Here is a 20,115-nt window from a genome sequence, read left to right on the forward strand (position 1 = left end):
TGTCAAATTATTTTATCTGGTTATGTTTTTGCTGCGCGTAACTACCCATATCTGAAAATAACGGTTACGCTTGCCGGCGAAATCAAGAGGATTGACCATGACCACCGCTGCCTCTGTGGAACCCTATGTGCTTGCCGATAACCCGGTCCTGGACATGCTCAACACCCGCGCCAATGTCGATGGGCAGCCCTTTGAGTTCTGGCAAAGCGACGGGGATGTCGAACGCTGGCTGGTGCGCCTGGGCTGGGCCGAGGAGGGCGCAATACCGGTCTTCGAGCCCGGTGCGTTATTAGCGGCGGCAGTGCAGTTGCGCGAGGTTGTGCGCGTGCTGCTGGAGCAGCGCAAGGCGGGGAATCAGGGCGATCCTGCGGCGTTGAATGGTTTTTTGCGCAAGGCGGTCAGCCATCCGCAATTGGCGTGGCCGGCTCCGGGTGAGCTGCGCCTGGAGCGGCAGCGCAAACTGCAGACCCCGGAGCAGTTCCTGTCAGGGATTGCCGAGGCCGCTGCGGGCCTGCTGGTGGACGGCGATTTCAACCTGATCCGCACCTGCGAGCATCCCGAGTGCGTGCTGTGGTTTTACGACCGCACCAAGGCCCATAAGCGCCGATGGTGCAGCATGGCGTTGTGCGGCAACCGCTTTAAAGCTGCACAGTTCCGCAAGCGCAAAGCGCTTTAAACTTCGCTTTCGCGCTTCAGCAGTTGGCGTTTGCGCTCTACGCCCCAGCGGTAACCTGATAAGTCGCCGTTGCTGCGCACCACGCGGTGGCACGGAATTGCCACCGCCAGGCTGTTCGCGCCGCAGGCCTGGGCCACCGCGCGAAACGACTTCGGCGCGCCGATGCGCTGGGCGATCTGCGCGTAGCTGGCCGTGCTGCCCACTGGAATCTCGCGCAGGGCCTGCCACACCCGTTCCTGGAACGCCGTGCCGCGCAGGTCCAGCGGCAAGTCCAGGCCAAGGGCGGGTGCCTCGATAAACCCTACGACCTGGGCGATCAACTGTTCGAAGCGGCGATCAGCGCCGACCAGGTTGGCCTTGGGAAATTGATCCTGCAGGTCATGCACCAGTTTGTCCGGGTCATCGCCCAGCAGAATCGCACACACGCCACGGTTGCTCTGCGCCACCAGGATCGCGCCGAGCGAGCATTGCCCGACGGCGAACAGGATCTGATTGTTGGTGCCGCCGGCCCTATAGTCGCTGGGTTTCATGCCGAGCAACTGATCGGCCGCCTCGTAAAAGCGGCTATTGGAGTTGAAGCCCGCGTCATACAGCGCATCCGTTACCGAGTGCGGGCCTTTGAGCCCGTCGCGCAGCTTGCGTGAGCGATGGGCGCTGGCGTAGCCCTTGGGCGTCAGGCCTGTGACGCTTTTGAACACGCGGTGGAAATGAAAAGGGCTGAGGCCGATCTGGGCCGCCAGTGCGCTCAGGCTGGGTGGGGTGTCGGCCTGCTCGATCTGCCGGCAGGCCTGGGCAACCAGTTGCGCATGCTGCGCGGCCAGTTGGGTTTGGTCGCCGGCGGCGCGTTTGCTGGCACGGTAACCGGCAGCTTCGGCTTGCGCCGCCGTGTCGAAGAATTCGATATTTTCCGGGCGCGGCAAGCGCGAAGCACTACTGGGTCGGCAATACACGCCCGTGGTCTTCACGCCGTAAACGAAGAGTGCATCGGCTTTCGGGTCGCGGGCGAGGATGGCCGCCCAGCGTGGGTCGTGTTCGGTGGTCATGGTCGGCACTCTTGACGAATTCTGCCCAGATTAGCCCTGCCGCGCTGGCCCGGCACTCCGAAGCTTGCGGTCAAATCAGCCGGCGGTGCGCAAGGTGAGGTTGATGCGTTGCGGACCCATGATCGGGTGCACGCCATCCTTGATCGGCATCACCCCGTGAAAACGCAGGCGATCGACCCCGCCCCAAACCACCACGTCGCCATGGAACAGCGAAACTTTCAGTGGCTTGTCGCTGCGCTCATGGCCACCAAACAGGAAAATCGCCGGCAACCCGAGGGAAATCGACACCACCGGTTCGCTGTAGCGACGCTCATTCTTGTCCTGGTGCAGGGACATTTTGGCGCCGGGTACGTAGCGGTTGATCAGGCAGGCGTCCGGTGTGAAGTCAGCAAACCCGGCGTCTGCCGCGGCCTGTACGGCCAGTTGCCGTAAGGCATCCGGCATGGCGGGCCAGGGTTGCTGGCTGAGGGGGTCCAGCGGCGTGTAGCGGTAACCGCGTGAGTCGGTGCTCCAGCCCAGGTCGCCGCAACTGCTCAAGGCGGCCGACATGGTGAAGCCGCCGGGCGTGACCATTTTTCGAAAGGGCGATTGCGCGAGGATGCGGCGCAGCTCCGGCAGCAGTCGCTCGATCCAGGGCAGGGCATAGCCTCTTAGCACGTAGGATTGTTCGCCGATTTGCTCGCGCCCTGCGGGTTGTTGCAGGGCGTCATCGGCGAACAGGTCCGCAGTGGGGCCGGCCATGGCTTACAGCGCCTTGCTCACGGTGATGTCAGTAATCACATCGCTGGCATCGTGGATTTTGCCCAGGGCTTGCTGGGCTTCTTCCACGCTGTTGGTGTGCAGTTGAGCGAATTCAAAGCGGCGCTCGCCGTTGAGTTTGTACTTGATCACGTATTTGGTGGTGGCAGTCACGGTTATTTCCTGTGAAAAATACGGGTCAGCTCAGTTTGGAGCTGGTGCGGCGCACGATGCGGATCTTGTGCGACAACGTCGGTTTTTTGGTGACGCTGATCGCGCGGCGGGTCACCACGTCCAGGGTGATGTTCCAGAAACCGGTGCTCGGCGCAGTGATTTTGGCCGGGAATTTATCGAAGGCGCCACCGTGGTAGGTGTGGCGGCCGCCATTCTTGAAGCTGCGAAAGTTCGCGTCGCTCATCAGACGAATATTACAAGTTTGCGAGCATTCGATGACGACAATGTCTCCCTCGTTGAGGTGCTCACGCTGGTGGATGAATTTCATGAGGGGTGTCTCCAGAAGGGCTTTTTCTGAAAAATCAGAACGATACGTAGGTTAAGATGGAGTTTATCAGCCCCAGCGCGTTTATTATCGGCCCGTGTTCGACGGCGTCGACAATTTAAAACAGTTATTTACCGAGTTATCAGGGATAAATCCTACTTGGGCGGGAGAAAATTACCATCCCCGCTGTCGTAGGGTCTTTATCGGAGGTTTTATATGAAGTGGAGTGTGTTGGTTCTGGCCTTGGCGATAGGTGGGTGTGCTTCGGTTGCAGATATCAAGCAGACACCGCCGACATTGGCTGTCATTTCAGGCAAGAAACCGCAGGAATATGCAGCCTGCGTCGTGCGTAAATTATCCACCACCCGCCGGCCGCCGCAGATCGAACCGCATAAGGAAGGCGTACAAGTCATCGTGCCGCAGAAGTTCTCAGCCGATCCTTCGGCGATTTTCGAGATTGAAGAGCGTTCCAGCGGCAGCAGCATCAAGCTCTACGAGAGCATGTCCAATGTGCCTATTCGCCCGGGCGATGTGAAAAAGGCCGGTGAAGAGTGCATTTCCGGCTGAAGCCGTAGGCTCTGCCCGTTATCTGAATCCGATAAAAGCCTGACCCTGCGAGAGCAGCGTCAGGCTTTTTTGTGGGATTTTTTTACAGTTGTCGCCAAGGGCTCAGTCTCCTAACATTTGCAGGCTTATGCCATATACGCCTAAGCATATAACTATAAAATGGAGCGGTGATGATGTCCCTGGAACGCATGCTGATGGGTAGCGCGTTGTTGTTGGTGTTGGGCAACGCCAACGCCCTGGATGGAAAAAAGATTTTTACCCAAGGCGGATCACTGCCGGGCGCCATGCCCTGTGTGGCCTGCCATGGTGCCGACGGAATGGGCATGGCCGCCGCGGGGTTTCCTCGGTTGGCGGGTTTGCCGGCGGCGTATATCAGCAAACAACTCGAAGACTTCAAGAACGCCAGCCGTGCCAGTACGGTGATGCGGCCGCTGGCGATCGCCCTCACCGAGGCGGAAATCGGCGCCGTCAGCCAGGCGCTGGCAGCCATGCCTGCGCCTGTTCCCGCCCCGGCTTATCGCAGTGAAATGCCGACCGATGCTGCGCAAAAACTTGCCCTGCAAGGCGCGTGGGAGCGGCAGATCCCCGCTTGTGTCAGCTGCCACGGGCCAGCGGGGGTGGGTGTCGGTGATGCGTTCCCGCCACTCGCCGGCCAGCCTGCTGCCTACCTGGTGGCACAGCTGAACGCCTGGCAGGCCGGAACCCGTCGCAATGACCCGAATGACTTGATGGGGCATATCGCCAAATCCCTTACGGCGGAGGAAGTGCAGGGTGTGGCCCAGTATTTCGCGGCCCAAGGCCCGGAGGCCAAGCCATGAAAGCATTTGTGTTGCTGGGAATGGCCGCGGTGCTGCCCGTGCAGGCCGCGACGATTGCCATGGAAGATCAGTCGCAGTTGCAATCGGCGGCAACCCACCCGCAAGCCGCTCAATTCCAGCCACCTCAAGAAAGCGAGCTGCCTGACAACGCCTACGGCAAGCTGGTCAGGCAGGGCTATGCGTTATTTGTCGATACCAAGCGCCTGGCGCCTGAGTTTGTCGGCAACGGACTCAATTGCAGCAATTGCCACCTCGATCAGGGACGGCTGGCCAACTCTGCGCCGCTGTGGGGCGCTTATCCGATGTATCCGGCCTACCGAAAGAAAAATGACAAGGTCAACACCTTCGCCGAACGTCTGCAGGGCTGCTTCCAGTTCAGCATGAACGGCGGCAAGCCACCCGCCGCCGACAGCATTGAGATTACCGCGCTGTCGGTGTATGCCTATTGGCTGGCCAGCAAGGCGCCCTTGGGCGTCGAGTTGCCGGGGCGCGGCTACCCCGACGTAGCGCAGCCGACCGCAGGCTATGACCTGCGGCAGGGCGCGCAGGTCTACCAAGGGCAATGCGCGGTGTGCCATGGCGCCGAAGGGCAGGGGCAAAAGGTCGGTGACAGTTACTTAATGCCGCCGCTCTGGGGAAAGGACTCCTACAATTGGGGTGCAGGTATGCATCGGATCAATACGGCGGCTTCCTTCATCAAGCACAACATGCCCCTGGGTAAGAGCGGCAGCCTGAGTGACCAGCAGGCCTGGGACGTCGCGGCCTACGTCAACAGCCATGAACGACCCCAAGACCCGCGGCTGATCGACGGCTCGGTGGAGAAAACCCGCCTGAAGTTTCATGCCAATGACGGGGTCAATCTCTACGGCCAAACCGTAGACGGCGTGCTGATCGGGCAAGGCATCCGTTAAACTGTCGGCCATTCACCACAAAAATGCCGCGCAAACCCTGGGTTTGCGCGGCATGGGTCTTTTCCTGGAAAACCGTCATGAAACGTGAACACGTCAGAACCCACCATGCCGAGGGCCAGATTTCGGCCACCCATGTCATCCAGAACCCCGCCGACCTGGGCGAGTGGATTGTATTTTTCAAGAAAAGCGGAGGGCGCAGTTTTTTCCTGGTGGACGATCAGGACGAAGTGGAGTCGTTCGAGCGCCTGGATGACTTGATCGAGACCATTCGCGGCCTGGGCATCAAGTTCGCCGAAATTCACATGTAAGGCCGTCGCGCTTACTTGCAGACCACCACGACACTGCGGCTCTTGAAGTTGCCGACATCTTTGCCCAGGGTTTTGTCATCTTCGCTCAGCGCAGGCGTGCCTTCGGTGCCGACAATGCGATAACCGGTGCCGGCGCAGGAGGCGTCAGCCTTTTCGTAGCAGCTGGCCCAGGAGTTGGCTTCGCCTGAACAGTCGATCGTCAGGCCTTGCTCACCGTTTTTCAGGTAAACGTCGGAGGTGGTGGTGCAGCCGGTAAGCGCCAGTACCGCAGTCAGTGCCAGAATTTTGTTCATATGAGTTCGTCATCAAGGGTGTTGGAGGGGAGCGCTGACACTGTCGTGGGGCGTTTGCGGAAGATTATAGCGATCTGCCACCTAGGTACAGACAAACACAAAAAAGCCCCGTTCAACGAGGCTCTTTTTGCTGGCGCAGAGGCTTACTTGCCCTTGGGCCGCTTGCTCGACGCGTGGCCTGCTTCATCGACGAACACTTCAGCTACCGCGATAGCCATTTGTTCGGTGGGGAATACCCCGGCAACGCTGTCACCGTGGAAGTTGATCAGGTGCCAGCCGTCCGCTCGCTGTGTGATCAGGTAGCCGTTCACGCCTTTTGGTTCTGACATCTATTAACAATCTCGTGGTCTGGTTCAAGGGCGTAATGATAGCGCCAAATGCCGCGGGTTCGCGCAAGTTATTCCAGGTCAGTGTTCTGGTTCCAAAAGCGTGCTAAAAAGGGCACAGCCCATGGAGACGGCGCGGTGCAGGTATTTTGGCCCCACCGGGAAAGATGCTCTTCGTAAGATCAGCGGAACTTACGCGAACATTTTTTCTCTATGTTGACATCGCAACGCCAGCAGGACCCATTGTAAGGTGACTGCGGCCTGATTAGACTGCGCCGAATTTCGTACGCACAGCCCTTTGTAAGGACCCATATGATCAAGAAATGCTTGTTCCCAGCAGCCGGTTACGGCACTCGCTTCTTGCCAGCGACCAAGGCCATGCCCAAAGAGATGCTGCCGGTGGTGAACAAGCCACTGATTCAGTACGGGGTTGAGGAGGCACTGGATGCCGGCTTGAACGAAATTTCCATCGTGACCGGCCGTGGTAAGCGCGCACTGGAAGACCACTTCGACATCAGCTACGAGCTGGAAAACCAGATCAAGGGCACCGACAAGGAAAAATACCTGGTTGGTATCCGCAAGCTGCTCGACGAGTGCTCGTTCTCCTACACCCGTCAGACCCAGATGAAGGGCCTCGGCCACGCCATCCTGACCGGCCGCCCGCTGATCGGTGACGAACCGTTCGCCGTGGTCCTCGCGGATGACCTGTGCGTAAACCTGGACGGCAAAGGTGTTCTGGAGCAGATGGTTGATCTGTTCAAGAAGTACCGCTGCACCATCGTTGCAGTGATGGAAGTAGATCCGTCGCAAACCAATAAGTACGGCGTGATCGCTGGCGACGAAATTGGCGATGGCCTGATCCGTGTGCGTGACATGGTCGAGAAGCCAAACCCGGAAGACGCTCCGTCGAACCTGGCGATCATCGGTCGTTACATCCTGACCCCGGACATCTTCAAGCTGATCGAAGAAACCGAGCCAGGCAAAGGCGGCGAGATCCAGATCACCGACGCGCTGCTCAAGCAAGCCAAAGACGGTTGCGTGATTGCCTACAAATTCAAAGGCCAGCGTTTCGACTGCGGTGGTGCTGAAGGCTACATCGAAGCGACCAACTTCTGCTTCGAGCATTTCTACAAAACGGGCAAGGCTTACTGATTCACGGTTGCCTGCACGCTTGAAAAAGCCACCTTCGGGTGGCTTTTTCGTTTTTCAGCCCCATCTAAGTCGGTATGCTGATGTCCTGCCGAGGAGAGTGAAATGGCCTACGATTTTGACCTGTATGTAATTGGCGCCGGTTCTGGCGGCGTTCGCGCGGCGCGTTTTGCCGCCGGCTTTGGCGCCAAGGTGGCCGTGGCGGAAAGCCGCTACCTGGGGGGGACCTGTGTCAACGTCGGCTGTGTGCCGAAAAAACTGTTGGTCTACGGCGCGCATTTTGCCGAGGACTTCGAGCAGGCCGGCGGTTTTGGCTGGTCCCTGGGCGAGGCGAAGTTTGATTGGGCGACCTTGATCGCCAATAAAGATCGCGAGATCAATCGCCTCAATGGCATCTACCGCAACCTGCTGGTCAACAGCGGCGTGACCCTGCATGAAGGGCATGCGCGCCTGGTGGACCCGCATCAGGTAGAAATCAATGGCGAGCGCTTTACCGCCAAGCACATCCTGATCGCCACCGGCGGCTGGCCGCAGATTCCGGAGATTCCAGGGCGTGAACACGCGATTGGCTCGAATGAGGCGTTCTTCCTGAAAGAGCTGCCCAAGCGCGTGCTGGTAGTCGGCGGTGGGTATATTGCTGTCGAGTTTGCTGGGATTTTCCACGGCCTGGGCGCGCATACCACGCTGCTGTATCGCGGTGACCTGTTCCTGCGCGGCTTTGATGGTTCGGTGCGCACGCACTTGAAGGAAGAGCTGACCAAGCGTGGGCTGGACCTGCAATTCAACGCCGACATCGAGCGTATCGACAAGCAGGCCGATGGCAGCCTCAAGGCCACCCTGAAAGACGGCCGGGTGCTGGAAGCCGATTGCGTGTTCTACGCCACCGGCCGCCGCCCGATGCTCGACAACCTGGGCCTGGAAAATACCGGCGTCAAACTCGACAAGCGTGGTTTCGTCGAAGTCGATGACCTGTATCAGACGGCAGAATCCTCGATCCTGGCGATCGGCGACGTCATCGGGCGCGTACAGCTGACCCCGGTTGCCCTGGCCGAAGGCATGGCCGTGGCGCGCCGGTTGTTCAAGCCTGAGCAATATCGCCCAGTGGACTACGCGATGATCCCGACGGCGGTGTTCAGCTTGCCGAATATCGGCACCGTCGGCCTGACGGAAGAAGAAGCGAAGGACAAAGGCCATAAGGTGCAGGTCTTCGAAAGCCGCTTCCGTCCCATGAAGTTGACCTTGACCGACTGCCAGGAAAAAACCCTGATGAAACTGGTGGTCGACGCCGACACCGACAAGGTATTGGGTTGCCACATGGTCGGCCCGGACGCCGGTGAAATCGTGCAGGGCCTGGCGATCGCGCTCAAGGCGGGCGCAACCAAGCAGCATTTCGACGAAACCATCGGCGTGCACCCCACGGCGGCGGAAGAGTTCGTCACCATGCGCACGCCCGTAGCGAGCTGATCAAGCCTGCGGTGTTGCCTCTGGCGCCGTTGCAACGGCGGCGGCCAGGCGCAATGTCTCGATCTGGGCCTGGGCCTTTATAAGGTCCAGTTCCAACGCTTTGTTGGTGTGCTGATGTTCTGCCAGCGCTTGCTGGCGTGACTGGCTTTCCAGTACGGCCACCCGCAGACGTTCCTGAATCACGCTGCGCTCGCTTTCTATCTGGCTTATCTGCGCGCTCAACTTGAGCTGCTGCGCCTGATCCTTGCGGCTTTGCTCCTGCAGCGTCGCCAATTCCTTCGCCGTCACGCGGTGCTCAATCAATAGCCGTTCGTTGTCACGGTGCAGCTGGGTGATTTCATCCTGGCGCACCATGGCGCTCTGCTGGGCCTGGCGCAACTCTGCCTGCAGTTGTTGCAGTTGGCCTTCATGCCGGCGTTGCTCTTGCTCGCGTTGCTCCTTGATTGCATTGCGATAGTGCTCGAGCGCTTCACGCGCGTGCAGGTGCTTTTCTTCGAGCGAACGAATCTGTTCGTCTTTATCTGAAATCCGCAATTCGTAATCGCTGCACGCCTGACTGAGCCCGGCGTTACGGGTTTGCTCGGTCTGCAGGCTGGTGCTGGCGGTTTGCAGCGCGGCGCTTTCTTCAGCCAAGGCTGCGGCCTGGATATCACATTGCTGCTTGAGCTGGCTGCGGGCTTCTTCAAGCGCTTCTACCTGGGCGAGCAGGGCGGTTTTCTGCTGCTCGAACTGCGCCTGGGCCAGATCGATAGGCTCCTGTGCCTTCTCTTTCAGGCGCTGCGCCAGCCGTGCGACCAACTCGCCAAGCTCATCGTCGATGGGCGCTTCGGTAATGGTGAGGCGGGTTTCGCTGTCGTCCAGCTCCTTCAAATAGCGATGAATCGTGGTTTTTGAGCCGGTATTGCCCATTTCGATGCGTACCGCGTCGATGCTGGGGTTCTCGCCGCGGGCGAGGATCGCCAGGCGTGCCGTTTGGACTACTGCTTTATTAATGCCGCCGCGAGCCATGGGGTCTCCGTCGATTTGATAATGTGGTACGTAGTATGTATTTACATACTGTAACACGGATTAAAAAGCGATTAAATTCATGATTTAACAGGTGGGATATTGGCGTATTATCCCGTGTCATCGCCGTTTTGATTCCCGAAACGCGCCGAAGCCGTACGAATGGGCCTTTCATGAGTGATCTGGAGCGTTATCTCAACGCCGCCACCCGCGACAACACACGGCGCAGCTACCGCGCGGCCATCGAGCACTTCGAAGTGAGTTGGGGTGGGTTCCTGCCGGCGACCAGCGATAGCGTGGCGCGTTACCTGGTGGCACACGCCGGGGTACTAGCGGTCAACACCTTGAAGCTGCGGCTCTCGGCGCTGGCGCAGTGGCACACCAGCCAGGGATTTCCCGACCCGACCAAAGCGCCAGTGGTGCGCAAAGTGCTCAAGGGCATTCGCGCCGTGCACCCCGCGCGCGAGAAGCAAGCCGAACCCTTGCAGCTCAAGCACCTGGAACAGGTGGTGGCCTGCCTGGAAGTCGAAGCGCAGGAAGCGAGCGAAAACCACGACCAGCCGAGGCTGCTGCGCGCCAAACGCGACACGGCGTTGATTTTGCTGGGGTTCTGGCGTGGCTTTCGCAGCGATGAGCTGTGCCGCCTGGAAATCGAACATGTCCGAGCCACCCCCGGTGCAGGGATCAGCCTGTACTTGCCGCGTAGCAAAAGTGACCGTGACAACCTCGGCAAGACCTATCAGACCCCGGCGCTGCTGCGCCTTTGCCCAGTGCAGGCCTACGGCGATTGGCTCAGCGCTTCGGCATTGGTGCGCGGGCCGGTGTTTCGCGCGGTTGATCGCTGGGGCAACCTGGGCGAGGAGGGGCTGCACCCCAACAGCGTGATCCCGTTACTGCGCCAGGCTCTGGAGCGCGCCGGTATCCCCGCCGAGCAATACACCAGCCACTCGTTGCGGCGAGGTTTTGCTACCTGGGCTCACCGCAGCGGCTGGGACTTGAAGTCGTTGATGAGTTACGTCGGCTGGAGCGACATGAAATCTGCCATGCGCTATGTTGAAGCGACGCCCTTTCTCGGCATGACCTTGGCGACGCAACCGCTGCTTTGAGATTTCTTCTATTAATACAGTCACCTGATAGGGAAAACCAATCGTCAGCATCAGGTTTGCCAATGAGCCATCGTCCGAGAGAGTGGGTAGGATTCACCTCATCAACTTTTCAACCACTGACGGAGAGTCAACGATGCCTATCATCAACAGCCAAGTAAAACCGTTCAAAGCTACCGCCTACAAAAACGGCAACTTCGTAGACGTGTCGGACGCTGACCTGAAAGGCAAGTGGTCCGTAGTCTTCTTCTACCCAGCCGACTTCACCTTCGTATGCCCAACCGAGCTGGAAGATCTGGCTGACAACTACGCCGAGTTCCAGAAACTGGGCGTCGAAATCTACAGCGTTTCCACCGACACTCACTTTGCCCACGCTGCCTGGCACAACACTTCGCCAGCCATCGGCAAAATCCAGTACACCATGATCGGCGACCCGACCCTGACCATCTCGCGCAACTTCGACGTTCTGATCGAAGAAGCTGGCCTGGCAGACCGCGGTACGTTCGTGATCGACCCAGAAGGCAAGATCAAGATCGTTGAACTGAACGACGGTGGTGTTGGCCGTGACGCTTCCGAGCTGCTGCGCAAAATCAAGGCTGCTCAGTACGTAGCTGCCCACCCAGGCGAAGTGTGCCCAGCCAAGTGGAAGGAAGGCGAAGCTACTCTGGCTCCGTCCCTGGACCTGGTCGGCAAGATCTAAGTCTGTGAAACACCTCAGGGCGGGTATCACCGCACCTTAAGTAAGCTGCATCCGCCCTCAAAAACGCCCGGGCGATATTCGCTCGGGCGTTTTTTTATACCCAGAATTAAAGGAAATCGCCCGTATGTTGGACGCCAATCTTAAAGCTCAGTTGAAGTCATACCTGGAACGGGTCACCCAGCCGATCGAGATCGTCGCCTCCCTCGACGACGGTGCGAAATCCCAGGAAATGCTCGCCCTTTTGCAGGACGTGACCAGCCTCACTACGCTGATCACCCTGAAAACCGATGGCGATGATGCGCGCAAGCCTTCGTTCTCCATCAACCGCCCGGGTGCCGATATCAGCCTGCGTTTCGCCGGCATCCCCATGGGCCATGAATTCACTTCGCTGGTGCTGGCCCTGCTGCAAGTCGGTGGCCACCCGTCGAAGGCGAGTGTCGAAGTGATTGAACAGATTCGCGCCCTCAAAGGCGAGTTCAGCTTCGAGACTTACTTTTCGCTGTCCTGCCAGAACTGTCCGGACGTGGTCCAGGCGCTGAACCTGATGGCCGTGCTCAACCCGAACATCCGCCACGTGGCCATCGACGGCGCGCTGTTCCAGGCTGAGGTCGACGAGCGCCAAATCATGGCGGTGCCCAGCGTGTACCTCAATGGTGTGAACTTCGGCCAGGGCCGCATGGGCCTGGAAGAAATCCTCGCCAAACTCGACACCAGCGGTATCGAAAAAGCCGCCGAGAAAATCAGCGCCAAAGCAGCTTTTGATGTACTGGTGGTCGGCGGTGGCCCAGCCGGTTCTGCGGCAGCCATCTACGCTGCCCGTAAAGGTATCCGCACCGGTGTGGCCGCCGAGCGTTTTGGCGGGCAAGTGCTGGACACCATGTCGATCGAGAACTTCATTTCGGTGCAGGAAACCGAAGGGCCGAAACTGGCCAGCGCCCTGGAAGCCCACGTGCGTCAATACGACGTGGACATCATGAACCTGCAACGTGCCAGCAGCCTGATCCCGGCGAAAAACGCCGGTGAACTGCACGAGATTCGCTTCGAAAGCGGTGCGACCCTCAAGTCCAAGACCGTGATCCTCGCCACCGGCGCCCGCTGGCGTGAAATGGGTGTGCCGGGCGAGCAGGAATACAAGGCCAAGGGCGTGTGCTTCTGCCCGCACTGCGATGGCCCGTTGTTCAAAGGCAAGCGCGTGGCGGTGATCGGCGGCGGTAACTCCGGCGTTGAAGCAGCCATCGACCTGGCCGGGATTGTCAGCCACGTGACCTTGCTTGAGTTCGACAGCAAGCTGCGCGCCGACGCCGTGTTGCAGCGCAAGCTCTACAGCCTGCCGAACGTCGACGTGATCACTAGCGCACTGACCAGTGAAGTCAAAGGCGATGGCCAGAAGGTGACCGGCCTGGCCTACAAGGACCGTGACAGCGGCGAGTTCAAGACCATCGACCTGGAAGGGATCTTTGTGCAGATCGGTTTGCTGCCGAACACCGACTGGCTCAAAGGCACTGTGGAACTGACCCCGCGTGGCGAAATCATCGTCGATGCGCGTGGCGAGACTTCACTGCCAGGCGTATTTGCCGCCGGTGACGTTACCACCGTGCCGTACAAGCAGATCGTGATCGCAGTAGGCGAGGGCGCCAAGGCTTCGTTGAGCGCCTTCGATCACCTGATCCGCACGTCTGCTCCCGCATAAGCCCGGACCCGGAAATAAAAAACCCCATGAGCGATCATGGGGTTTTTTATTGCGTGAAACCTTTACAGCGACGCTGGCTGAATAATCTCAACCCAGTACGCGTCCGGGTCCTTGATAAACGCCAGGCTTTTCATGCGGCCATCGCTCAGGCGCTTCTGGAAGTCGCAACCCAGGGCCTCGAAGCGTTCGCACGCGGCGACGATATCCGGCACCGAAATGCAGATATGGCCAAAGCCACGTGGGTCGGTATTACCGTTGTGGTAGGCAAAGTCGGGATCGTTTTCGGTGCCGTGGTTGTGAGTCAGTTCCAGGATGCCCGGGATCGACTTCATCCACTGCGTGCGGGCAGCGGCATCGGCCGGGATCTGGGATTTGTCGACCAGGGCCAGGAAGTACAGGCTGAATTCGGCTTCCGGGAAGTCGCGCTTTTCAACCAGGGAAAAGCCGAGAACGCGGGTGTAGAAGTCCAGCGACTTGGTGATGTCCTTGACCCGCAGCATCGTGTGGTTGAACACGAAGTGAGTGGTGGCAGTGTCAGGCTGGGCGGTGACGCCCGGGAAAGTGTTCAGTTCGTGCAGGCTCATGGGCCCTCCAGAAAAAAATGGGGCAAACGCGGCTCCAGGAAAAAAGAGCGGTCCCTTGGCTTGCGGCTGGCATCCGTGCAGCACAGCCATGATACGCAAGCGTCACCGACTGCGCCAAATGAAAAAGACCTCGCAGGCCTTGCGGGCAATGGGGGGCGGGGCTCAAACTTTGTCACTTGATCCCTGGGCGTTTTTTGCAATGATCGAAACCCGTAAATCGCTGTTGCGCGCTGTGTGTTTACTGTTGGTCAGCCCCTGTGTGCTGGCGGCCGACCCTCAGATCCATTGGCCCAGTGGCTGGCAGGTGGAAGAGGTGGTGCCTGACGACCAGGCGCTCGCCAAGCCTTCGACTGTTTCGCGCCAGCGGGCAATCAAGAACGACGAAAATGGCGCAACCTTGATGGTCATGGAATTGACCGGCACGCCGATTGAAGCGGGGCACAAAGTTAATCTTCAAGGCGTATTGCTGGAAATGCGTAAGTCCATTCAGAAGGATTTTGCCCACAGCGGTTATCAAAGTGTGTGCACCAAAATGCACCCTTCGACATTGAGTGGCCTTGCAGCGCTGGAAACTACTTGCGTGATTACCGAGAATGGCCGACACGTGCTGTCGCAAACATTGGTAGGCGCTGTTGATACAGATAAAGCCTATGTCTTTTCGTATGCAGGCCAAGCCGAGGCTTACGAGGCGAGTAGGGATGAAGTCAGTGCAGTGCGTGACAGCCTGAAACTTTAGATTCAGTACGCTGAGCGATACTGAACAAATGAAATGTTATTTAAGTTCGGTTTCGAACCCTTGAATAAAAAAACCCCGCATCGGCGGGGCTTTTTTTAGTGCGGTTTGATCACTTGCGCAGCCAGGACTCTACGGTGTCGGCACCGTGCTGTTCTTTCCAGGCTTTGAGGCCGCGGTGGTTGCCACCTTTGGTTTCGATCAGCTCACCCGTGTGCGGGTTGTGGTAGACCTTGACCACACGCGCGCGACGCTGTTTTGGGGCAGGCGCGGAGGCGGCGCCGGACTTGCTGAGGTTAGGATCAAGGATTGCGATGATGTCACGCAGGCTCTTGCCGTAAGTTTTCATCAGCCCCTGGAGCTTTTCTTCAAATTCGATTTCTTTCTTCAGGCCGGCGTCATTCTTCAGGGATTCCAGCTGGGCAAGCTGCTCTTGAAGGGCTTTTTCTGCTGCGCGAAATTCGGCGAGTCTGGACAAAATAGGTACTCCAAATAGTGTAATTGGCCGTTATCAACTATAAAAAAAGCTGTAAGCCAAGAGCGTTAAGGCAACTCAGAAAAGACGCCTTCCTGCGAGTTCAGCACAGGCAGAAAAAATTGTAGTAGTTAATCGGCTTCGAGTAAATCATGTCTTTTGTCTGACTAACATTATTTCATGCGCCTAGTGCATGGCTATTCAATGGCTGGACAGGGATTTAATGAATTCATCGCCGGGTAACGGTCTGCCGAACAGGTAGCCCTGCAGGAAGTCCACGCCCCGCGTCGCCAGGTATTCACACTGTTGCGCAGTTTCCACGCCTTCTGCAACGATGCCCAGGTCGAGCTTGACGGACAAATCTATGATGCTGTCGAGAATATGCCGCGATAGTGCATCTGCACCGATCATGGCGACAAAACTTTGATCGATTTTCAAATAATCCACATTGAAGTTTTGCAAGTAACCGAGGCTTGAATGGCCGGTCCCGAAATCGTCAATGGCAATCATCACCCCGAGTTGGTGCAAGGCGTCGAACAGCTGGCGCGTGACCTCGGTGGGTTCGATCAGCTCGCGTTCGGTCAACTCCAACACCAGGGTGACCTGGCCGACCGCGAACGCGGCGAGGAACTCCCGGCAGTCCTCCACCAGCGCCAAGTCCTCGCAGTGGCGAGCGGTGATGTTCACCCCGATATGAAAACCCGGACTGAACCGCGCTGCATGCGGCGCCAATTGAGCGGCCGTCTGGCGGAGCAGGGCGCGGGTCATCGGCACGATCAGGCCACAATCCTCGGCAAGCGGAATAAACAGGTCCGGGCGTACCAGGCCTTCCTTTGGATGCTGCCAGCGCATCAGCACTTCGCAGCCGGCCCATTCGCGTGTGTCGCCGCGCACCACCGGCTGGAAGTAGGGGATGAATTCATTCGCGCCCAAGGCCCGTTGCAGTTCATGGGTCGGTGCCGAAGAACGTTTTTGCAGCCAGTTCGCGAGCACGCCCGCCAACACGCCAAAGAACAGCACCAGGCTGAACAGCGCCGGATAACGCGCCTGCATATAGCGCCATACTTCGCCGGCGGGCATGCCGGCGTCGACGCTGTAGTGGTAGCGCTCGGACGCCAAGTGATGCCGCGCCACGGCAAAGTGTGGCACTGGCGCGTCATTCACCTTACCGTCAGCGCCCAGCCAATGGGGGCCCACCTGCAACACCAGGTGCGCATACCGGCTGATCAGGCGCAAGGCGTTGGTCAGGTGGTAGCCGTCGATCGAGGCAAACGCAGCTTTGTCTCCGTCCACCAGCCGGTAAACCAGCAGCGCGGTGTCCGGCGTCACTGGGTTGCCGTTCATCAACCACAGCCGCCCATCCACATAGTCATCGGGGTTGACCCGCGACTCGTAATTGTCGCCGAACAGTGAGCTGCAATAAATATTCCTCTGCCAGGACAGGGTCGTGGCGCGCACGAAGGGCCGCCGAGTGACCTGCTCACGCAGCGCCAGCTGCGCGCCATTGTCGCAAGGCTGCCCCGCCAGCGGCAGCAAGGCCTGGGCGGCGAGGGCTGTATTATCGAGCATCAGGTCGAACTGGCGCACCGCTTCCTGCGCGGTTTGCGCAGTGCTGAGCTGCAGACTGCGCTCGGCTTGCCAATACAGGATGATCCCACCCAGCAGGACCGGCAGCAGCCCGCAGAGCACACTGATTGAATGACGGGCGAAGGGCTTTCGAGGGCCTTTGACGGTGAGCGGCATGGGGGATGAGGCCTATTGGTCGACCGGGCAGGAATGCCCCGATGATAGACGGCCTGATTCAAATACGCTCGCCTGCGCGATGTCGATAAAGGCCAGGGTGGCCGGCGAGGACTGGCGGCGATCAAGCACTGCCAGACCGATCCGGCGCGATACGCGGGGTGACAATGGCCGTGTCACATAGCGCGGGTCGTGGGCCTGCGGCAATGACGCCTGCGCAACGATGCTCACCCCATCACCCCGGCTGACCGCATCCAGGGTGCTCAGCAGTTGCGCGCAGCGGTAACGCACTTCAGGCCGCAATTGGCCGGCGCTGAACAAGTGGGTGACCAGCTCCGAAGAGCCGGCCTCGGTGAGAATGAACGGGTCGTCACACAGCGCCCGCAAGGTCAGCGCGTCGCACGCCGCCAGTGGATGGGCGGCGGGCAGCAGCGCCACCATCTGGTCCTCGAACAGCATGAACGTGTCGAAACGCTCCTGCTCCAGCACCACAAAACCTACATCGATGCGTCGTTCGTCCAACCACTGCAGCACTTGTCGGTCGGGCCCTTCGTCAATATGCACCTCGATCCCGGGGTATTCGGCGCGAAACCGCCTGAGGATGCCCGGCAATAGGTGGACCGAAGCGGTCGGTCCGAACGAGCCGATGCGCAGGGTGCCGCGCCTCATGCCACGCGAATCCGCGGCTTCCTGTTGCAGGGTGTTGGCCAGGCCCAGCATCGCCCGGGCACGCCCGAGCAGTTGCTGGCCAATGTCGGTCGGTTCCACCAGGGTCTGGTGCCGCCGAAACAGCGCGACGCCCAATTCCTGCTCAAGGGCCTTGATTGCGTGCGATACCGCCGACTGGCTGATGCCCAGCCGGTGCGCGGCGCTGGTGAAGCCGTGTAACTCGGCAACCATGGAGAAGATTTCCAACTGGGTCAGGGTCATGAGTGATTGCTCATTTTACGATGATCGATCATTAGCTAAATAATACGCGAATTCTGCGTATCTTGAGCCTGACCCCCATGAGCGATCGCCTGACTTATTGCAAACTCGCCGCCGTCACCATGATCTGGGGCGGCACATTTGTCGCCGGCCGCTTCCTGGCCGATCAACTCGATCCGCTGTTGGCGGCCAGCCTGCGGTTTATCCTGGCCAGCCTGGCATTGCTGCTGTTCATGGCCGTTGCACGCGTCCGCCTGGCACGTCCGAACCCTCGGCAATGGGCGCAACTGACGCTGCTCGGGTTCTTCGGGATTTTTTTCTACAACCTGTGCTTCTTCTACGGGTTGCAGTACATCAATGCGTCGCGGGCCTCGTTGATTGTCGCGCTGAACCCGGCAGTGATCGGCCTGGCGAGTTGGCTGCTGTTCAAGGAGCGTCTGAGCCGGGTCAGGCTGCTGGGGATCGGGTTGTGCCTGGGTGGCGCGGCAACGGTGATTGTCAGCCGCAACCCACAGTTGCTGCAGCACACCGCAAATGCTTGGCTCGGCGACCTGCTGATTCTCGGCTGTGTGGCCGGGTGGGGCGTCTACTCGCTGTGGTCCCGTGGGCTCAACCAAAGCCTGGGGCCCCTGCAAACGGTCACTTGGTCGGTGCTGCTGGGCACGCTGATGCTTTGCGCAACCACATGGGTGACCGGCAGCTTTACTGCAGGAGCGGTCGGCAGCCTGCACTTGCCGCAGTTGTTGAGCCTGGCGTACCTCGGCGTGCTGGGTTCGGCCCTGGCCTACATCGGTTACTACGATGGCATCCGGTGCATCGGCGCCACGCGCTCTGGCGTATTTATCGCTCTCAACCCGCTGACAGCCGTGGTCTGCGGCGCATTGCTGCTCGGCGAGCCATTGAGCGCGCCGATGCTGGCGGGCGGCTTGGTGATCCTGCTGGGGATCTACCTGTGCAACAAACCCCTTGCACCGGCCAGGGCAATAGGGATTTGATGAACTGTACGGACAAAACACGTTACGCTGTGTAGAATCGATTTACGCATACAAGAATATGGACTTGCGCTCACGCAAGCCTCGGCCGTCAGAGACTGATGACACCATGAAGCTACTCGGCTCCCCCCTGATCTTTGGTGACTTCCTCGCCCGCAGCGTGCGGGGACTCTCGTGTGCGCCGCCCTCCGACCTCATCCTTGCTCGCAAATAACTATTTGTTTACTACAAGAATGATGAGGCGCCGAAAATGGCCGACCAATACGAAAACCCCATGGGCCTGATGGGCTTTGAATTTATCGAATTCGCATCGCCGACCCCGGGTACCCTGGAGCCGATCTTCGAGATCATGGGCTTCACCAAAGTCGCGACCCACCGCTCCAAGAATGTGCACCTGTACCGTCAGGGCGAGATCAACCTGATCCTCAACAACGAAACCGACAGCCTGGCGTCCTACTTTGCCGCAGAGCACGGACCTTCGGTGTGTGGCATGGCGTTTCGGGTCAAGGACTCGCAAAAGGCCTACAACCGCGCCCTGGAGTTGGGTGCCCAGCCGATCCATATCCAGACCGGCCCGATGGAACTGAACCTGCCGGCGATCAAGGGCATCGGCGGTGCGCCGCTGTACCTGATCGACCGTTTCGGTGAAGGCAACTCGATCTATGACATCGACTTCGTCTACCTCGAAGGCGTAGAACGTCACCCGGTTGGCGCCGGCCTCAAGGTCATCGACCACCTGACCCACAACGTGTATCGGGGGCGCATGGCCTACTGGGCCAACTTCTACGAGAAGCTGTTCAACTTCCGCGAAGCGCGCTACTTCGACATCAAGGGCGAATACACCGGCCTGACCTCCAAGGCCATGAGCGCCCCGGACGGCATGATCCGCATCCCGCTGAACGAAGAGTCGTCCAAGGGCGCCGGGCAGATCGAAGAGTTTCTGATGCAGTTCAACGGCGAGGGCATCCAGCACGTGGCGTTTCTCACCGAAGACCTGGTCAAGACCTGGGACGCGCTGAAGAACATCGGCATGCGCTTCATGACCGCGCCGCCGGACACCTATTATGAAATGCTCGAAGGCCGCCTGCCGAACCACGGCGAGCCGGTGGACCAACTGCAAGCGCGCGGTATTTTGCTGGACGGCTCGTCGATTGAAGGCGACAAGCGTCTGCTGCTGCAGATCTTTTCGGAAACCTTGATGGGCCCGGTGTTCTTCGAGTTCATCCAGCGCAAGGGCGATGATGGCTTTGGCGAGGGCAACTTCAAGGCGCTGTTCGAATCCATCGAGCGTGACCAGGTGCGTCGCGGTGTGTTGACCGCCGACTGAGTGTAAAAAAGCCCGGCTCGGGATACCCCGGCCGGGCTTTTTATTGC

24 protein-coding genes are annotated in these 20,115 nt (G+C 59.2%); 13 read left to right on the top strand and 11 right to left on the bottom strand.

Going from position 1 to position 20,115, the window contains the following annotated elements:
* The first annotated feature begins 97 nt into the window (after nt 1–97).
* Nucleotides 98–676, top strand: a complete 579-nt coding sequence (locus tag WBR57_RS05080; protein ID WP_424082712.1) for a CGNR zinc finger domain-containing protein — start codon at nt 98–100, stop codon at nt 674–676.
* On the opposite strand, the gene ada is transcribed toward WBR57_RS05080, so the two are convergent.
* From ada to WBR57_RS05100, 4 genes are all read right to left on the bottom strand, one after another.
* The gene (gene ada / locus WBR57_RS05085) at nt 673–1,719 is read right to left on the bottom strand and encodes a bifunctional DNA-binding transcriptional regulator/O6-methylguanine-DNA methyltransferase Ada (RefSeq protein ID WP_424082714.1); all 1,047 of its coding nucleotides are present in this window, start codon (nt 1,717–1,719) and stop codon (nt 673–675) included. The genes WBR57_RS05080 and ada overlap by 4 nt on opposite strands.
* Nucleotides 1,720–1,794: 75 nt before the next feature.
* Nucleotides 1,795–2,460, bottom strand: a complete 666-nt coding sequence (alkB, locus tag WBR57_RS05090) for a DNA oxidative demethylase AlkB (protein ID WP_424082716.1) — start codon at nt 2,458–2,460, stop codon at nt 1,795–1,797.
* A 3-nt stretch (nt 2,461–2,463) separates the two neighbouring features.
* Entirely contained in the window at nt 2,464–2,631 is a 168-nt protein-coding gene (locus tag WBR57_RS05095; RefSeq protein ID WP_424082718.1) for a hypothetical protein, read from the bottom strand.
* 25 nt (nt 2,632–2,656) lie between these two features.
* Nucleotides 2,657–2,959 (bottom strand): DUF1883 domain-containing protein, encoded by a 303-nt coding sequence (locus tag WBR57_RS05100; protein ID WP_135290423.1) that lies wholly within the window; start codon nt 2,957–2,959, stop codon nt 2,657–2,659.
* Between the two features lie 213 nt (nt 2,960–3,172).
* On the opposite strand from WBR57_RS05100, the gene WBR57_RS05105 reads away from it, so the two are divergent.
* The 4 genes from WBR57_RS05105 (at nt 3,173) to WBR57_RS05120 (ending at nt 5,560) form a co-directional block, all read left to right on the top strand.
* Nucleotides 3,173–3,523 (top strand): hypothetical protein, encoded by a 351-nt coding sequence (locus WBR57_RS05105; RefSeq protein WP_424082720.1) that lies wholly within the window; start codon nt 3,173–3,175, stop codon nt 3,521–3,523.
* 170 nt (nt 3,524–3,693) lie between these two features.
* The gene (locus WBR57_RS05110) at nt 3,694–4,341 is read left to right on the top strand and encodes a c-type cytochrome (protein WP_424082722.1); all 648 of its coding nucleotides are present in this window, start codon (nt 3,694–3,696) and stop codon (nt 4,339–4,341) included.
* Between the two features lie 59 nt (nt 4,342–4,400).
* The gene (locus tag WBR57_RS05115; RefSeq protein ID WP_424082777.1) at nt 4,401–5,252 is read left to right on the top strand and encodes a c-type cytochrome; all 852 of its coding nucleotides are present in this window, start codon (nt 4,401–4,403) and stop codon (nt 5,250–5,252) included.
* Nucleotides 5,253–5,329: 77 nt separating this feature from the next.
* Entirely contained in the window at nt 5,330–5,560 is a 231-nt protein-coding gene (locus WBR57_RS05120) for a hypothetical protein (RefSeq protein ID WP_424082724.1), read from the top strand.
* Nucleotides 5,561–5,571: 11 nt separating this feature from the next.
* Here WBR57_RS05120 and WBR57_RS05125 read toward each other — a convergent pair whose 3' ends face one another.
* Nucleotides 5,572–5,853 (bottom strand): hypothetical protein, encoded by a 282-nt coding sequence (locus tag WBR57_RS05125; RefSeq protein ID WP_024075349.1) that lies wholly within the window; start codon nt 5,851–5,853, stop codon nt 5,572–5,574.
* Between the two features lie 143 nt (nt 5,854–5,996).
* Entirely contained in the window at nt 5,997–6,182 is a 186-nt protein-coding gene (locus WBR57_RS05130) for a hypothetical protein (RefSeq protein ID WP_122543762.1), read from the bottom strand.
* A gap of 309 nt (nt 6,183–6,491) precedes the next feature.
* Between WBR57_RS05130 and galU the strand changes: the two genes are divergently transcribed.
* On the top strand, nt 6,492–7,331 hold the full coding sequence (galU, locus tag WBR57_RS05135) for a UTP--glucose-1-phosphate uridylyltransferase GalU (RefSeq protein ID WP_058413995.1): 840 nt from the start codon (nt 6,492–6,494) through the stop codon (nt 7,329–7,331).
* Between the two features lie 102 nt (nt 7,332–7,433).
* Nucleotides 7,434–8,792: a glutathione-disulfide reductase gene (gene gorA, locus WBR57_RS05140; RefSeq protein WP_424082727.1), complete on the top strand. Its 1,359-nt coding sequence runs from the start codon at nt 7,434–7,436 to the stop codon at nt 8,790–8,792.
* Here the strand turns inward: gorA and WBR57_RS05145 are convergent, their stop codons facing one another.
* Nucleotides 8,793–9,800, bottom strand: coding sequence for a DNA-binding protein (locus tag WBR57_RS05145; protein WP_424082729.1), 1,008 nt, complete (start codon nt 9,798–9,800; stop codon nt 8,793–8,795).
* A 170-nt stretch (nt 9,801–9,970) separates the two neighbouring features.
* Between WBR57_RS05145 and WBR57_RS05150 the strand changes: the two genes are divergently transcribed.
* The 3 genes from WBR57_RS05150 (at nt 9,971) to ahpF (ending at nt 13,290) form a co-directional block, all read left to right on the top strand.
* Complete coding sequence (locus WBR57_RS05150; protein WP_424082731.1) at nt 9,971–10,903, top strand: site-specific integrase; 933 nt, start codon at nt 9,971–9,973, stop codon at nt 10,901–10,903.
* A gap of 133 nt (nt 10,904–11,036) precedes the next feature.
* Nucleotides 11,037–11,600: an alkyl hydroperoxide reductase subunit C gene (gene ahpC / locus WBR57_RS05155; protein WP_053255965.1), complete on the top strand. Its 564-nt coding sequence runs from the start codon at nt 11,037–11,039 to the stop codon at nt 11,598–11,600.
* A 124-nt stretch (nt 11,601–11,724) separates the two neighbouring features.
* The gene (gene ahpF / locus WBR57_RS05160; protein WP_424082734.1) at nt 11,725–13,290 is read left to right on the top strand and encodes an alkyl hydroperoxide reductase subunit F; all 1,566 of its coding nucleotides are present in this window, start codon (nt 11,725–11,727) and stop codon (nt 13,288–13,290) included.
* Nucleotides 13,291–13,352: 62 nt separating this feature from the next.
* Here ahpF and gloA read toward each other — a convergent pair whose 3' ends face one another.
* Nucleotides 13,353–13,874 carry a lactoylglutathione lyase gene (gene gloA / locus WBR57_RS05165; RefSeq protein ID WP_424082736.1) on the bottom strand — a complete coding sequence of 174 codons (522 nt, stop codon included), beginning with the start codon at nt 13,872–13,874 and terminating at the stop codon, nt 13,353–13,355.
* Between the two features lie 199 nt (nt 13,875–14,073).
* Here gloA and WBR57_RS05170 point away from each other — a divergent pair, with 199 nt between their 5' ends.
* Nucleotides 14,074–14,610, top strand: coding sequence for a DUF4946 domain-containing protein (locus WBR57_RS05170; RefSeq protein ID WP_424082779.1), 537 nt, complete (start codon nt 14,074–14,076; stop codon nt 14,608–14,610).
* Between the two features lie 109 nt (nt 14,611–14,719).
* Here the strand turns inward: WBR57_RS05170 and WBR57_RS05175 are convergent, their stop codons facing one another.
* The 3 genes from WBR57_RS05175 to WBR57_RS05185 form a co-directional block, all read right to left on the bottom strand.
* Complete coding sequence (locus WBR57_RS05175) at nt 14,720–15,085, bottom strand: DNA binding protein (protein WP_424082738.1); 366 nt, start codon at nt 15,083–15,085, stop codon at nt 14,720–14,722.
* Nucleotides 15,086–15,283: 198 nt separating this feature from the next.
* The gene (locus WBR57_RS05180) at nt 15,284–16,825 is read right to left on the bottom strand and encodes an EAL domain-containing protein (RefSeq protein WP_424082740.1); all 1,542 of its coding nucleotides are present in this window, start codon (nt 16,823–16,825) and stop codon (nt 15,284–15,286) included.
* A gap of 12 nt (nt 16,826–16,837) precedes the next feature.
* Entirely contained in the window at nt 16,838–17,752 is a 915-nt protein-coding gene (locus tag WBR57_RS05185) for a LysR family transcriptional regulator (RefSeq protein WP_424082742.1), read from the bottom strand.
* A 68-nt stretch (nt 17,753–17,820) separates the two neighbouring features.
* On the opposite strand from WBR57_RS05185, the gene WBR57_RS05190 reads away from it, so the two are divergent.
* Together WBR57_RS05190 and hppD are read left to right on the top strand one after the other, a co-directional pair.
* Complete coding sequence (locus tag WBR57_RS05190) at nt 17,821–18,744, top strand: DMT family transporter (protein ID WP_424082781.1); 924 nt, start codon at nt 17,821–17,823, stop codon at nt 18,742–18,744.
* Between the two features lie 247 nt (nt 18,745–18,991).
* Nucleotides 18,992–20,068 carry a 4-hydroxyphenylpyruvate dioxygenase gene (hppD, locus tag WBR57_RS05195; RefSeq protein ID WP_424082744.1) on the top strand — a complete coding sequence of 359 codons (1,077 nt, stop codon included), beginning with the start codon at nt 18,992–18,994 and terminating at the stop codon, nt 20,066–20,068.
* Nucleotides 20,069–20,115 lie beyond the last annotated feature (47 nt).

Source organism: Pseudomonas sp., assembly GCF_049590575.1.
Classification (GTDB): Bacteria; Pseudomonadota; Gammaproteobacteria; order Pseudomonadales; family Pseudomonadaceae; genus Aquipseudomonas.